This window comes from Vibrio cyclitrophicus, from assembly GCF_024347435.1.
In the GTDB taxonomy this organism is placed as follows: Bacteria; Pseudomonadota; Gammaproteobacteria; order Enterobacterales; family Vibrionaceae; genus Vibrio; species Vibrio cyclitrophicus.
On record NZ_AP025480.1, the window covers coordinates 1097988 to 1111548 of the forward strand.

A 13561-nucleotide genomic window follows, 5' to 3' on the forward strand; every position below is an offset into this window, starting at 1 on the left:
AATATGCTCAACGATTAGCGTAACTTTTCACACACAATCTAAGGCAGTTTCTCTTAATGATATGGTTAACTTCTAAAGTTGTAATGACTTTGAGTTTATTACTATATAGGGAATTTAAGAAAAGACGTACGGAAGCTGACGTTGAGTGATAGCTCAACAATTTTTATTGAAGGGAGGCTGAAGGCTCCCTTTTCTGTTTTTTACGTCTCTTTCGTTGGTCTTTGATGGCATGGCTATTTTTACCGTTACTGATAATTCACAACTAATGAAAATCTCGTGATTTGGTGTTCAAGCCAGTAATTTCATCGGTAATATCGATGAGCTTTCCCGCAATCACATGCACGACTTCGCCTTCCTTCTCTAAGACCCCTTGCACCTTTAAAGCCTTCGCTGTCAGATAAGCTTGTTGCTGTGCGCGTGCGGTGGCTCCCCATACCACAACGTTAATATTGCCCGTGTTATCTTCTAATGTGACAAAGGTGACACCGGCTGCGGTGCCGGGTGACTGCTTACCAGTGACTAAACCAACGACCGTGACCATGGATTTATGTCTTTGTTGTTTTAAGTCTTTCATATGTGTGAAGCGGCCTAATCGATTAGTTTCTTCTAGTAAGGTGATAGGGTGCTTATTTAGCGAAATCCCGACACTACTGAAATCCTCTAATAAATTTTGCATTTCACTGGGTTGATGAAGTGAGTGTTTTATGTCGTCGTGAACTTGACTAAATAACGGTAAGTCAGATGCTGAATCCATCATTGCCCAGCGTGTCTGAAAACGGTCACCAGAAACATTGTGTAACGCATTAGCTGACGCGAGTAACTCTATGTCCTTCTTATTCATCGACAACTGTTTCACTTGGCTCGGATGGCGATAACCGGAATGTGGGCGATTGGCGAGCACGCTTTGGATTCCATGCTCGCTGAACCCTTTGATTTGTCGTAGCCCTAAGCGAATCGCTAAACCATTCTGATGTTCAACGACTATGTGGTTGTCTTGTGAGGTGTTCACACATACTGGAAGAATCGCCACATTGTGTCGTTGTGCGTCTTGTACCAACTGTGAAGGGCTATAAAAGCCCATGGGTTGGCTATTGAGCAAAGACGCGTAGAAACATTCTGGGTAGTAACATTTCAACCAAGCTGAGCAATAGGCTAAAACGGCAAATGAGGCGGAATGGCTTTCTGGAAAGCCGTATTCACCAAAACCACATATTTGTTTAAATATCTGCTCAGCAAACTCTGTCTCATAACCGCGATTTTGCATGCCCTCGATGAGCTTGTTTTTGAACTTAAAGACGTTACCATTTTTCTTCCAAGCCGCCATGGCGCGTCTGAGTTGATCCGCTTCTCCACCTGTAAACCCTGCTGCCACCATCGCGAGCTTAATCACTTGTTCTTGGAATATCGGCACACCTAAGGTGCGCGACAGTACCGATTTAACATCCTTAGATGGATAGCTGATTGGCTCAATACCATCTCGACGCTTTAAGAATGGGTGAACCATATTGCCTTGAATAGGCCCAGGACGCACGATAGCGATTTGAATCACCAAGTCGTAATAAGTCCTTGGTTTGAGCCTTGGCAGCATGCTCATTTGCGCGCGTGACTCAATTTGGAATATACCGACCGTGTCTGCTCGTTGAATCATGCCATAAACCTGAGGATCGTCCTTGAGGCGAGTGATCTCTGCGATGGTGAGTGATCGCCCGTGAATGCGTTTGATCAGGTCGAAGCACTTACGAATCGCAGAAAGCATACCAAGCGCGAGTACATCGACTTTAAGCAGCCCTAAGGTTTCAAGATCATCTTTATCCCATTGAATGATGGTTCGATCGTGCATAGCTGCATTCTCGACGGGAACCAATTCGTACAAAGGCCCAGAAGAGATCACAAAGCCACCAACGTGCTGAGATAAGTGACGTGGAAAGCCGATGATCTCATTAACTAAATGGATAAATTGCTGACCTTTCAAAGAGTCCGGTTGCAGCCCCAATTGAGTTAATTGAGCCTGCCAACCTAAGCTTTTGTCTCTGCGGTTGGTGTTCTTTATGAAGTAATCCAGCTGAGTTTCTTGTAGCCCTAAAGCTTTGCCGACATCTCTTACTGCACTTTTGAAGCGATATGAAATGACAGTTGCGGCAAGTGCTGCGCGTTCTCTACCGTATTTTTTGTAGATGTATTGGATGACTTCTTCACGGCGCTCATGCTCAAAATCGACATCAATATCCGGCGGCTCATCACGTTCTTTACTGATGAAGCGTTCAAATAATACTGAGATCTGTCTTGGGTCGACAGAGGTGATTTCTAAGCAGTAACAGACCACGGAATTGGCCGCTGAACCTCGACCTTGGTAAAGAATCCCTTGGCTTTTGGCAAACATGACGATGTCGTGGATCGTGAGAAAAAAGAAAGGGTAGTCAAGCTCGTCAATCAGCCCCAGTTCTTTCTCTATGATTTGTTGAATGTCGTTAGGCACGCCTTGCGGGAAGCGAGCTCGTTTTCCTTTTTCGACTAACATGCGTAGATAACTCATGGGTGTCTCACCTTGAGGAATCAGCTCGCTTGGGTATTCGTAGCGCAAGCTGTCTAACTCAAACTCGCACAGCTCTGAGATTCGGTTGCTCTCTTCTAGCCACTCAACTTTGAATATATGAGAGAGCTTATTAATACTTCGTAAACAGCGCTCGGCATTAGCGAGTAAGTGACTGCCCACTTCGGTAATAGGTTTTTGGTATTTTATCGCAGTGAGTGAGTGCTGTAAGGGTAAGCGGTTAGCATTGTGCATCAGCACGCCACCACAAGCGGTTATCGGCAGTTGATGATGGTGTGACATCTCGACGCAATAGTCGATGTACTGCTGATCGGTTTGCTTTAGGTGTCGTTGTAAGCCGATCCAAAGCCGGCCTGAATGATGCTGAGAAAGCCATTGCCCCCAGTGTGCATCTTCATTTTTCTGTTGAGGGAGCCAAACAATAAAGCAGTGCTTAGCCGACATGATATCCCACTCAGAGAGTTGATAATGTCCTTTACTGCTACGACGTCTCGCATTGGTAATAATACGACACAGCTCGGCATAGGCTTCTCTGTTTGGGCATATCAAGATCACTTGGCACTCTTCATTTAACCAAAACATGCTCCCGACAATTTGTTTGAGCGACAGTTTATGTTGCTTGATTGCTGAGTGAACCTTAACGATGCCCGCCAGCGAGCACTCATCAGTAACTGCGAGCGCTTTGTAACGTAAGAAGTCGGCCTGTAAAACAAGCTCCTCTGCGTGTGAAGCTCCTTCAAGGAAGGAGTAATTACTTTGGCAAAATAGCTCTGAGTATTGCTGAGACATAACGTAATCTCACTTAACCATTGCGAGTGAATATGATTGAAAAAGGATGTTGAAGTTCAATAAGCAGAACGGACGAGATAGCGAAGTTTCTTACTTTCTGTCTTACAAACTAGCTAAATAAGCCGTGCAAAAACCACTGTTTATCTGGTGTTCTAAATATCCAGAGCCATCGACCGTTTTCACTGTGAGCAATAAAGTAGTCACGAATGATCTTCTCTCCGTCCCACCAGCCAGACACAATGCGCTCTGGGCCTTGAGATAAGGTGACGCTTTCGGTTAGTGCTTCGGGCTCTGGCAGTAAAATACTGGGCCTGAGTCGTTGTTGGTTGACGCTGAGAGCTATGGTTTGTTGCTCGCTCCCTGAGGGAGTTTGTCTCTTTGACACAGGTTTACTCAGTGTTGGGAGTGAATACTGATTGGCCTTTTCTGGCCTTGGGTCGTATTGTATTTTCGGTGTTTGAATGCAGGCTTGCCCAAGCTTTGCTTGCAGTAGTGAGAGCAAATCTAACGTGGCAAGTGTTCCTGTGTTACCATCAAAAAGATCATGGTAGGCCAATTGCGGTTCTCCATGACGAACCAAGGATAGGGTCAGCCCCTGAACCGGTGCTGTGAGCTTTAGTGATTCTAAGGTGAGATGCGTGAGATTTGCCCACTTTGTCGCAAGGTAATCACCTTGTGCTGAATAAAAAGAGACAGGGTGGTCGTCTTTATTTCTTAGGTGCAAAGTCAGCGTTAACTCGAAAGCCACTCGGTCACGTAACCTCAAAAAGCATTCGAGCTGATTCAACAATTTCAGCAAAGGCTTTTCGATGAATAGGATGTTTTCAATATCAAACAGCAGCTCCAAATATTGTTGGAAACTCTCTGGTGGATGATAAAAATCAATAGGGTGCTTGAACTGCCCATTAAGACGACCCACATAGTTCACCAAGTCGATATCAAAGCGGCGCGCGACATCTTGCAAAGGCAGCTTTAATAGGTCTTCTACGACATTGATACCAACACGATTCAGGCGCTCAACTTGTTTAGCAGGAAGCTCGCTTGAACTCAGCGCCTGCTGACTTACCCAAGCTTTCATTTGCTCAACATTGTTCGTCGCTTGGTTGATGGATTGCTTGCCTAAAAGGATTGCAGAAAGCGGCGAATAACCCGTGGCAAAGCTGAACTGGATATTGAGCGTTTCTAAATGGCTTTTGAGTTCATGCCAGTAGTTATCTAGCCCATCGTAAAGCGACAGCATGTTAGAGGCCTTAATCAATAATCCATTAGGTGGCAGTAAGGCCATGTCGGATGTAACCAGATAGGCCCATTGAGCAATCTCTTTCAGCTTATTTTTCTCTAGCTCAATGATGTAAGGGTGAACGTGTAAGTTATGGCAAAGCGCCGCTGCAGATCCTAGCCCCATACCTAGTGTTATGCCTGATTCCAGCGCGGCTGGGTTAGCTTGCAGCACATGGTGATCTTTTTCATCCACGATGATAATAGGTTGTTCGCGTGAGTCTTTGCTTGAACCCAATTCATTAGAGTTAAACAAGGTATCCAACTGCAGAGATGGAAAGTGCAGATAAAGCCACAACATACGCTAGCCTTGCTTTGCAATAGGAAAAGCAAGCACAGTGTTACCTGACAAAGCACGGTCTAAGTTGTCTTCATAAACGACTTGCTCTGTGAGTAACGGCCAGTTATGTGTCATGTCTAGAATAAAGCTGCCATACGACCAACTGCCTTTTCTTTTGGTGATCTCAACCTTTAACCCTTGAGCGTGAGAAGACAGCTTCATGCTTAAAGAAACGGGTAGGGATAACTGATTATGGCTGGTGGCTTTAAAATGAAATTGCAGACACTTACCCGTTTCGCTTGCTGCTTGCAGGCGCTTGGTTTGGTGGATTTCGAGATTGGTTCCCCATAACAATACAGAATGACAGGCACCACTCTTGAGGCACTGTTCAGCGGCCCATAATGCATCGAGGTCGCGTTGAGGCTCGATAACGAGAATATTTTCTAGTTGAATCCTTTGGCTGCTAAAAAACTCGGCACCTATTTTCCCTGGCGGGTTAATGAATATGGCCAGTTTCTGTGAGTTTTGTTGAGCTAAATAAGGAGTGAGTAGACGAAGTTCACCGATCCCTTGTTGTGACTCAACTTCAATAACACCGTGCGTTGGGAAGCCGCCATCAAGTTGCTTATCCAATTGAGGATAGCCTGTCGAAGTGGTACTTCCTAGCGTTGTTGATTGTAATCCTTTCCAGATTAACTGGCGGTCTTGTAAGTTTTTTATTAGTTCATGCATAATTAAATACCTGTATATACATACAGTATATTTAACAATGAAAAAGATGCAAAGCAAAATGACGAAAATTAGCGGAAGTAAGCGTTAGATGATTGATTTGGATATAAAAAAAGCCGCTATTAAAGCGACTTCTTGTTATTGCTCATAATATCAGCTACTTAGGTTGAGCATCGATACATTGGCCATTAATGTCTGTCACACTTGGGTTCATTAAGTGTAGATAAAGCGGGATGATGTCGAGTGGCGTTTTTAACTTGTTCGCATCTTCACCTGGGTACGCTTTTGCACGCATGCGTGTTTGAGTGCCTCCTGGGTTAATTGCGTTTACACGGATGTTAGTGTCTTCAAGCTCGTCCGCTAGGATTTGCATCATGCCTTCTGTTGCAAACTTTGAAATTGCGTAAGTGCCCCAAAACGCACGGCCAGAGTGACCAACCGTTGAAGAGGTAAAGACAATACGACCGGCTTCCGCTTTTTTAATAACTGGCAGTAATGCTTGAGTCATTAGAAATTCAGCTTTAACGTTGATTTGCATGACGCCATCAAACGTTTCTTCATCGATTTGATTAAACGGACTTAACGTGCCAAGCACACCTGCGTTATGCAGTAGACCGTCTAAGCGACCGAACTGAGATTCAATGGTTTCAGCCATGTCGATGTAGTTCTGTTTCGTCGCGCCTTTTAAATCCAGTGGGATAATCGCAGGTTGCGGGTAACCAGAACTTTCGATTTCGTCGTAAATCAATTCAAGGTTTTTGACATTGCGGCCTAACAGAATGACAGTTGCGCCATGTTGAGCGAAACTTAGTGCGGCTTGGCGACCAATGCCAGCACCGGCACCTGTAACCAAAATTACTTTATCTTTGAGGGCATCTGTAGAGATTGGGTAATCCACTGTGCTTATCCTTCTTTCTTTTATTATGTTCGTCATTCCATTGATGTTAAATCACACAGATAACCGCAGGAATGATGAGAAATTCTTGGTAATCGTGACAAGATGGTTACAATACACTAATTCATACAATAGGGGATATGACATTGGAATTTTTGTTGGACTACGGCTTGTTTTTAGCCAAGATTGCGACAGTTGTAATCGCCATCATTGCAATTTTAGTGATTGCTAAATCGGTGGGTGGAAAATCAAGCGCGATTAAAGGTGAGCTGGAAATCACGAACCTATCTGAACATCACAAACAGACGATTGAGCAACTTGAGCACCATCTACATGATGATGCTTTCATCAAAGCCCGTGATAAAGCAGAAAAGAAAGCGGAAAAAGAAAAAGTAAAATCACGTGGCAAAGAAGTGAAAAAAGCAGCGAAAGAGGGTGAGCTTGATAGCAAGCGTGAACCACACCTATTCGTTCTCGATTTTAACGGCAGCATTGATGCGAAAGAAGTGGCTTCGTTACGTGAAGAGGTAACGGCGGTGTTGGCTGTGGCTCGTGAAGGTGATGAAGTATTGCTTAAGCTTGAGTCTGGCGGTGGCATGGTTCACGGCTATGGTTTGGCGTCTTCTCAACTTGATCGCATCAAAGCAGCAGGTTTGCCTCTAACTATCTCGGTAGACAAAGTAGCCGCGAGTGGTGGTTACATGATGGCATGTATTGCGGACAAAATTGTATCTGCACCGTTTGCTATTGTTGGCTCTATTGGTGTTATTGCTCAACTGCCAAACTTCAATAAATTGCTTAAAAAGCATGACATTGAGTTCGAACAGCTAACGGCGGGTGAGTACAAACGCACGCTTACTATGTTTGGTGAGAACAGCGATAAAGCACGCGAGAAGTTTAAAGAAGAGCTCGAAGAGACGCATGGCTTATTCAAAGACTTCATCCGTGATCACCGCCCAGCACTCGATCTTGAAAAAGTAGCAACGGGTGAGCACTGGTTTGGCACACAAGCGCATGAACTTGGGCTAGTGGATGAGATCAGGACTTCTGATGATTTAGTCGTAGCAGCATGTAAAGACAAGACGGTTCTAGCGATTCACTACGTACAAAAGAAAAAATTATCAGATAAGCTAGCAGGCGTTGCAGGTAAATCTGCAGACAGTGTGCTGATGAAGTTGATTGAACGTGGCCAAAAGCCGATTGTTTAAGCTTATTTAGCTTTAGCTCTAGTATCTAGGTTTAGTGCCTTGCGTCTATTGAAGACGTTTGAGCCTTAAAAAGAAAGCGCATAAGTCATCAGACTTATGCGCTTTTTATTGCTCCACTTCCGAGCGGGTTGACCACTATGTTGTAGGGGGAGCGGAGTCTTATACCAATCACTTACTTTGATTGGTATTAAATCTTGGATCCATAATCGTTACGTTTTGGACACGTCGTGAGGATTTCTCTATGGCCTGTGTCTTTGAGCTCTTCCAAAATGACATCAAAGCCCCATAAGCGATAGAGATGCTTCATCACTTCATCGTAGCCTTTATCAAGCGGGATACGGTCATGAGGGACATATTGCAATGTCATTGAACGGTCACCACGAACATCCACATTAAACACCTGAATATTCGGTTCAAGGTTACTTAGGTTGTATTGTGCAGCCAGTTTTTCTCTAATCAAGCGATAGCCAGGATCATCGTGAATTGCACTAACTTCGATGGTATTTTTACGGTCGTCGTCGAGTACTGAGAATAGCTTAAAGTCACGAATGATCTTTGGAGAAAGGTATTGGCTGATGAAGCTTTCATCTTTGAAGTTGTGCATCGCAAAGTGAACCGCCTCTAACCAATCACTGCCGGCTAATTCAGGGAACCACTCCTTATCTTCATCGGTTGGCTCTTCACAGATACGTCGGATGTCTCTAAACATCGCAAAGCCAAGTGCATAAGGGTTTATCCCACTGAAATAAGGGCTGTTGTAGGCGGGTTGAGCAACCACACTGGTGTGACTGTGTAGGAACTCTAAGATGAACTTATCACTCACCAAACCTTCGTCGTAAAGGTGGTTCAGAATGGTGTAATGCCAGAAGGTAGCCCAACCCTCATTCATTACCTGTGTTTGTTTTTGAGGATAGAAATACTGGCTTACCTTACGAACGATACGAACACATTCACGTTGCCAAGGTTCAAGCAGTGGCGCGTTCTTTTCAATAAAGTAGAGGATGTTTTCTTGAGGCTCACTCGGGAAACGAACTTTTGTTGTTTCTTCCTTACTTTTATTTTGAGGAACGGTTCTCCATAGCTCATTCACTTGAGATTGCAGATAAGCTTCACGCTCTTCTTGTCTCGCCGTCTCTTCAGCAATCGAGATCTTTTCTGGGCGTTTGTACCTGTCTACGCCGTAATTCATCAGCGCATGACAAGAGTCGAGAAGTTGTTCTACTTCTGAAACACCGTATTTTTCCTCACAATCCGCGATGTATTTTTTAGCGAACAATAGATAATCAATAATCGAACTTGCGTCTGTCCAAGTTTGGAACAGATAGTTACCTTTAAAGAATGAGTTGTGGCCGTAACAAGCGTGAGCCATAACGAGCGCCTGCATAGTGACGGTGTTCTCTTCCATCAAGTAAGCGATACATGGATCCGAGTTGATCACGATCTCGTACGCTAACCCCATTTGGCCATGTTTATAGTTTTGTTCGGTTTGAATGAACTTCTTACCAAATGACCAATGGTTATAGTTGATAGGCATACCAATACTTGAGTAGGCATCCATCATCTGTTCAGAGGTAATGACTTCAATCTGGTTCTGGTAAGTATCTAAACGGTAATGCTGGGCCACACGCTTAATTTCAACGTGGTATTGTTCTAACAGGTTAAAGGTCCAGTCAGGGCCGTCAGGCAGCATCTTGTCGTTTTTCTTCTGCGCAGCCTTGTCTCTATCTGCAATGTTTGATTTCGCTGTCATGGCAAGCCCCCTTATGCTGTCTCTTTCTGGAACAGCTCTCTAAATACTGGAAAGATATCTTCTACGGTCTTGATGTTTTTCATTGCGAAGTTGTCAAAGCTACTTTCTAGTTTTTCGTATTCATGCCAAAGCGTTTGGTGAGAGCGGCGTGTAATTTCGATATAAGAGTAATACTGACAAGTTGGCAGAAGCGTGTTGACCAACAGCTCTTTACAGCGAGGTGAGTCATCAGCCCAGTTATCACCATCAGATGCTTGTGCCGCATAGATATTCCACTCATTAGCTGGGTAACGGTCGGCGACAATTTCTTTCATTAATTTCAGTGCACTAGAAACGATGGTACCCCCGGTCTCTTGAGGGTAGAAGAACTCATGCTCATCGACTTCTTTGGCTTGTGTATGGTGGCGAATAAACACGACATCGACGTTTTCGTAGGTTCGGTTGAGGAATAGGTAAAGTAGAACATAAAAACGCTTAGCGATATCTTTAGTCGCTTGGTCCATTGAGCCAGATACATCCATTAAACAGAACATCACGGCTTGGCTAGATGGGATAGGGCGCTTCTCGTAGTTTTTATAACGTAAGTCAAAGGTGTCAATGAACGGTACGCTTTCGATTTTCTTACGTAACTCGGCAATCTCTTCTTTTAATCGACTCTCTTCAAATGGTTGAGCGGGTTCTGTCATCTTAACTTGGTCAAGTTGTTCCATCAGTAGATTCAGCTCGCGTCTTTTCCCTGCTGTCATGGCAGTTCTACGCGCGAGAGATTGCTGTAGAGAACGTACAATCGCAATGTTGGACGGAATCCCTGCACTCTGATACCCAGAGCGATGGGTTTTCCATTCAGTGATTTTATTGACCTGATTTTTTTCAAGGTTAGGGAGTGCCAAGTCTTCAAAGAGAATATCAAGATACTCATCTTTGGAAATTTGGAAAGTAAACTCGTCTTGACCTTCGCCATCAGGGCTGGCGTCACCTTCGCCAGAGCCACCACCTTGTCCACCACCTTTAGGGCGCTCGATTTTATCGCCGGTAATGAACTGATCGTTACCTGGATGAACGCGTTCTCTTCGACCTCCTTGGCCTTGATGAAAACTAGGTTCTTTTATGTCTTTATGAGGAATCGTAACATCCTCACCCGTTTCAGTATTGGTGATTGAGCGTCGGTTGACTGCATCGGCCACAGATTCTTTGATTTGCTCTTTATGGCGTCTTAAGAAGCGCTGTCTGTTTACAGCACTCTTATTTTTGCCATTGAGCCTCCGATCGATAAATTGTGCCATAAGAACTCCCTCTCAGCTGATGTCGCGATCCTACTTTTTATTCGGGTATAAGAGTTATTGGTTTATTAACGTATAAAGTTATTGATTAGTACGAGCTGCTCACCTGAACAGCTCAAAACCGTTTCATTATGAGGATTTGCGAACTCTTAGGTACCACTCGGATAGCAGTCTGACTTGTTTTTCGGTGTAGCCTTTTTCCATCATACGAGCAACGAAGTCGTCATGTTTTTTCTGGTCATCCGTTGAGGTTTTAGCATTGAACGAAATAACAGGAAGCAGCTCTTCTGTGTTGGAGAACATTTTCTTCTCAATCACAGTGCGAAGCTTCTCGTAACTGGTCCAGACTGGGTTTTGACCGTTGTTGTTGGCTTTGGCACGAAGCACAAAGTTCACTATCTCGTTTCGGAAGTCTTTCGGGTTGCTGATACCGGCTGTTTTTTCGATTTTCTCCAGTTCACCATTCAGTGAAGCTCGATCAAATAGCTGGCCTGTTTCTGGATCGCGGTACTCTTGATCTTGAATCCAGAAATCAGCATAAGTCACATAGCGGTCGAAGATGTTTTGACCATACTCAGAGTAAGACTCTAGATATGCGGTTTGAATCTCTTTGCCGATGAACTCGACGTAACGAGGTACTAGGTATCCTTTCAAGAACTCAAGGTACTTCTCTGCGGTTTCTTGAGGGAATTGCTCACGTTCGATTTGCTGTTCAATTACGTAGAACAGATGAACTGGGTTAGCAGCGACTTCGGCTTGGTCGAAGTTAAACACACGAGAGAGGATCTTAAAGGCGAAACGTGTTGATAGCCCAGACATGCCTTCGTCAACACCAGCATAGTCTCGATATTCTTGGTAGCTTTTCGCTTTTGGATCGGTGTCTTTTAGAGTTTCACCATCGTAAACACGCATTTTTGAGAACAGAGAAGAGTTTTCCGGCTCTTTCAGTCTGGACAGGATGCTGAATTGCGATAGCAGATCGAGTGTGCTTGGCGAACAAGGGGCTTTGGATAGCTCACTGTGTTCAAGCAGTTTCTTGTAGATCTTAACTTCTTCAGAGACGCGCAGACAGTAAGGGACTTTTACAATGTACACACGGTCGAGGAAGGCTTCGTTGTTTTTGTTGTTACGGAAGGTCTGCCACTCAGATTCGTTCGAGTGAGCTAAAATCATACCGTCAAATGGCAGTGCAGAAAGCCCTTCGGTACCGTTGAAGTTGCCTTCTTGTGTTGCCGTTAGTAGAGGGTGCAGTACCTTGATTGGCGCCTTGAACATCTCTACGAATTCCATAACACCTTGATTTGCTTTACATAGAGCCCCCGAGTAGCTGTAGGCATCAGGATCATCTTGGGAGAAGTGCTCAAGTTTACGAATATCCACTTTACCAACCAAAGAAGAAATATCTTGGTTGTTTTCATCACCTGGCTCAGTTTTCGCGATCGCAACTTGATCGAGGATAGAAGGACGTAACTTGATGACTTTGAATTTGGAAATACCACCGCCAAAATCGTGCAGGCGTTTTGCTGCCCACGGAGACATAATTGAGCGAAGGTAGCGTTTCTCAATGCCGTATTCGTTCTTCAATAAGTCGCCATCTTCGTTTACATCGAACAGGCAGAAAGGATGATCGTTAACTGGGCTTCGTTCACCGTCAGCAGACAATACATAGATTGGCAGTTTTTGCATCAGTGCTTTAAGCTTTTCAGCAAGAGAAGATTTACCACCGCCCACAGGGCCAAGGAGGTAAAGGATTTGTTTACGTTCCTCTAGACCTTGCGCAGCATGTTTTAGGTAAGAAACAATCTGTTCAATCGCATCTTCCATGCCGTAGAAATCTTTAAATTCGCTGTAGCGTGAGATGACTCGGTTCGAGAAAATACGGCTGAGGTGAGGGTCTTGAGCGGTGTCAATGACCTCTGGTTCACCAATGGCCAGTAGTAAGCGCTCAGCAGCATTAGCATAAGCACTCTTATCGTCTTTACACAGCCCCAAGAATTCTTGCAGTGTCAGCTCTTCTTCCTTGGCTGCTTCATAACGTGATTGATAGTGGTCAAAAATACTCATAGTCACATTCCCCTTGTTAACCAGTCAAAACTGACGAGCGATTGAAAAATAGGCTCTCCCTACAATTTAAGGTTAGACCCGCTTCCACAATTTTGCTTAACAATTATGTATTTATTTACAATTTTGCGTGTGGAAAGTGTTGTGAAAGCAATGGGCAACTTGAGGTGAGTAGAATGAAATTATTTTGTATTCGAGGTGGCTAAGCGTTTGTTTTGTGATTTTAAGAAGCTTTCCAATTCCCATACTGTATTTATACCTATTCGACGTATAACTGAGCTCTATTAATTCTATGGGATTGAAAACCATATAAGGCGTGGCGTTATCAAAAATTGTTCAATAAATAGGTAGATGTAGCGAAGAATAATGGATTAGAAACGGTCGTCATCGGCGCCGCAATATTAGTAACGACAAATGTATACGCGAGAGTCTCATAGTGGTCGTTTGGCGTTACAGCTTCTTATTCATCAACGGTCTATAAAAATACACTGTCAAACCGAGTTGTGATCCCTATGTGCAGACGGCGATAGTCAGTACTTTATTGGTTTAGGTGGTTACTTACATTTGACGCCAAATATCCGAATCACTGGTGGCGTTCGTAATATCAATCTTGAAGGAGATATAGAGCATAGCCCAATACTTGAAAGTGGTATCAACATGGCCGTGAACGTCGGTGTTGCTTACGTCTTCTCGTTGCTTTGGTTTTTCTTTCTAAATGCTGACATTAAAAAAGGGTTACT

General features: G+C 44.1%; 8 protein-coding genes and 1 pseudogene. 2 read left to right on the forward strand and 7 right to left on the reverse strand.

The window, feature by feature from the left end; translation table 11 throughout:
• Window positions 1–262: 262 nt before the first annotated feature.
• From OCW38_RS05105 to OCW38_RS05120, 4 genes are all read right to left on the reverse strand, one after another.
• On the reverse strand, window positions 263–3340 hold the full coding sequence (locus OCW38_RS05105) for an error-prone DNA polymerase (RefSeq protein ID WP_261895307.1): 3078 nt from the start codon (window positions 3338–3340) through the stop codon (window positions 263–265).
• Window positions 3341–3449: 109 nt separating this feature from the next.
• Window positions 3450–4919, reverse strand: a complete 1470-nt coding sequence (locus OCW38_RS05110) for a Y-family DNA polymerase (RefSeq protein ID WP_261895309.1) — start codon at window positions 4917–4919, stop codon at window positions 3450–3452.
• Window positions 4920–4922: 3 nt separating this feature from the next.
• Window positions 4923–5630, reverse strand: coding sequence for a translesion DNA synthesis-associated protein ImuA (gene imuA / locus OCW38_RS05115; RefSeq protein WP_010437334.1), 708 nt, complete (start codon window positions 5628–5630; stop codon window positions 4923–4925).
• A 154-nt stretch (window positions 5631–5784) separates the two neighbouring features.
• A complete protein-coding gene (locus OCW38_RS05120; protein ID WP_010437335.1) occupies window positions 5785–6525 on the reverse strand; it encodes a YciK family oxidoreductase in 741 nt (246 codons plus the stop codon).
• Between the two features lie 143 nt (window positions 6526–6668).
• Between OCW38_RS05120 and sohB the strand changes: the two genes are divergently transcribed.
• Window positions 6669–7730: a protease SohB gene (gene sohB, locus OCW38_RS05125; protein WP_022570679.1), complete on the forward strand. Its 1062-nt coding sequence runs from the start codon at window positions 6669–6671 to the stop codon at window positions 7728–7730.
• 187 nt (window positions 7731–7917) lie between these two features.
• Here the strand turns inward: sohB and OCW38_RS05130 are convergent, their stop codons facing one another.
• The 3 genes from OCW38_RS05130 to OCW38_RS05140 form a co-directional block, all read right to left on the reverse strand.
• Window positions 7918–9480, reverse strand: a complete 1563-nt coding sequence (locus OCW38_RS05130; RefSeq protein WP_102386526.1) for a SpoVR family protein — start codon at window positions 9478–9480, stop codon at window positions 7918–7920.
• Window positions 9481–9491: 11 nt separating this feature from the next.
• Window positions 9492–10763, reverse strand: a complete 1272-nt coding sequence (locus tag OCW38_RS05135) for a YeaH/YhbH family protein (RefSeq protein WP_261895313.1) — start codon at window positions 10761–10763, stop codon at window positions 9492–9494.
• Window positions 10764–10889: 126 nt separating this feature from the next.
• Window positions 10890–12824, reverse strand: a complete 1935-nt coding sequence (locus OCW38_RS05140) for a PrkA family serine protein kinase (RefSeq protein WP_261895315.1) — start codon at window positions 12822–12824, stop codon at window positions 10890–10892.
• A 513-nt stretch (window positions 12825–13337) separates the two neighbouring features.
• Between OCW38_RS05140 and OCW38_RS23035 the strand changes: the two are divergent.
• A pseudogene (locus OCW38_RS23035) lies at window positions 13338–13511 on the forward strand (MipA/OmpV family protein); the annotation flags it as partial.
• Window positions 13512–13561 lie beyond the last annotated feature (50 nt).

Coding starts and splice junctions, on each gene's coding strand:
- OCW38_RS05105 (WP_261895307.1), bottom strand. CDS start 3,340: ATGTCTCAGCAATACTCAGAGCTATTTTGCCAAAGTAATTACTCCTTC.
- OCW38_RS05110 (WP_261895309.1), bottom strand. CDS start 4,919: ATGTTGTGGCTTTATCTGCACTTTCCATCTCTGCAGTTGGATACCTTG.
- imuA (WP_010437334.1), bottom strand. CDS start 5,630: ATGCATGAACTAATAAAAAACTTACAAGACCGCCAGTTAATCTGGAAA.
- OCW38_RS05130 (WP_102386526.1), bottom strand. CDS start 9,480: ATGACAGCGAAATCAAACATTGCAGATAGAGACAAGGCTGCGCAGAAG.
- OCW38_RS05135 (WP_261895313.1), bottom strand. CDS start 10,763: ATGGCACAATTTATCGATCGGAGGCTCAATGGCAAAAATAAGAGTGCT.
- OCW38_RS05140 (WP_261895315.1), bottom strand. CDS start 12,824: ATGAGTATTTTTGACCACTATCAATCACGTTATGAAGCAGCCAAGGAA.